Genomic DNA, 1,063 nt, shown 5'->3' on the forward strand with positions numbered 1-1,063 from the left:
GCTCGTCGTCGCGCTGGGGGCTCTGCCGGCCCGCGCCGGGGAGGACGGTGACCGTGCGTCCGGGCCCGTGGCGTACGCGAACGTGGCCTCGCTGGCCGTGCTCGACGACGGGTGGGGCCGTCCCGGCGGCTCGGTGATCAGCGAGACGCAGCGCTCACCCGCGACCCCCGGCACCTCGTCCCTGGAGGGGCGCTCGGCGCTGCCGGACTCCGACGGTGAGCGGCGGGCGACCGGGCCGAACTACACGCTCGACCTCGACCCGCACGACGTGTCCGCCACACTCACCGACAGCCGCGTGCCCGCGGCCACGGCGCGCTCCGGCTACACGCTCACCGACCGCGGAACGGGCACCACCGTCCTGACGTTCGACGCGGCCACGTCGGTGCGGTGCCCCGCACCGGACGCGACCGTGGCCGAGGCGTCCGGATCGTTGTCCCTGCTCGACCGCACCGGTGCGCTGACGCGGGTGGACCTGCCGGACGGATCCGGCCGGGTGCGCCGGGAAGGCCTCCCGTTCGGACCACCGACGGCGGTCCGGACGGGGGAGCGGGCCGTCTCGGACGTCACGGTCCGCCGCGTCGGTGCGTTCGACGACCTGCTCCGCCAGGACGGGTGGCGTTCCGGGGCGGTCACGGCCGTGTCCGGGTGGGTCGTCCGCATCGAGACGCGGATCGTCCCGGATGGCGATCCGGAACCCGTGGGCACACCGCGTGGCCGGGGCGCCCCGGCCACGGAACCGGGAGCCGAGCGGCCGGACACGGCGGATACGACGGACCCGACGGACGCCGACCACACCGACGACACCGACGACACCGACGACACCGACGACACTGACGACACCGACGACACCGCGGATCCGGGCGGGCCGGAGTCCGGGGCGGAACTACCCGGACAGGCCACCGTCCGGGACCCGGAGCCCGGTGACCCGGAGCCCGGTGCGGCGGACGCGGAGGTGTCCCCGACCGCGGCCGGGCAACCCGGCACGGCCGGCCAGGACAGCGCCGAGCCGGAGTCCACCGGGGTCCGCACGGTCCGCACCGAGCTGGTGCTCGGCGGGGTCAGC

General features: G+C 76.5%; 1 protein-coding gene. It reads left to right on the forward strand.

All coding sequences use genetic code 11. The features are described from left to right. Window positions 1-67: 67 nt before the first annotated feature. Window positions 68-1,063: hypothetical protein (locus SACPADRAFT_RS32320; protein ID WP_198048274.1), on the forward strand; the 996-nt coding region annotated here is incomplete at its 3' end.

The sequence above is a fragment of the Saccharomonospora iraqiensis subsp. paurometabolica YIM 90007 genome (assembly GCF_000231035.2).
GTDB lineage: Bacteria > Actinomycetota > Actinomycetes > Mycobacteriales > Pseudonocardiaceae > Saccharomonospora > Saccharomonospora paurometabolica.